Genomic DNA, 386 nt, shown 5'->3' on the forward strand with positions numbered 1-386 from the left:
TGATAGAGAACGCGTTCCTCCATTTGAAGCGATGGCGCGGCATTGCGACCCGATACGCGAAAAATGCAGCCTCATTCTTGGCCGCTATTCAGATCAGAACGACATCCCCAGCTTTTTTCCAGCATTCTTTGTACTGTTTGCCAAGACCAAGGATGAACTGTTTATCTTCCAGACCGTCGGCAGAGGCGATTCCGGAAATGCCGAATATGAGAACAAATGCAATCAGGATGGAATTGATGGACTTGGATGTGGTACTCTCCTGTTTGGAGTGAGGATTAATTTGTGTGGTTATTGTCTCACTTTGGGAGGGTTAAAACCCCCAGCTTTAGCTGGCAGCTTTAGCGTTTCTTGTTTAAAGTTTTCCCATGAGCGATTATCGTCATGGG

The 386-nt window shown here is 46.6% G+C and carries 1 pseudogene; it reads left to right on the plus strand.

Annotated elements, in window-relative coordinates:
* A pseudogene (locus EII23_RS12515) lies at positions 1 to 98 on the plus strand (IS5/IS1182 family transposase); the annotation flags it as partial.
* Between the last annotated feature and the right edge of the window lie 288 nt (positions 99 to 386).

Source organism: Desulfovibrio sp. OH1186_COT-070 (genome assembly GCF_003860215.1).
Classification (GTDB): domain Bacteria; phylum Desulfobacterota; class Desulfovibrionia; order Desulfovibrionales; family Desulfovibrionaceae; genus Desulfovibrio.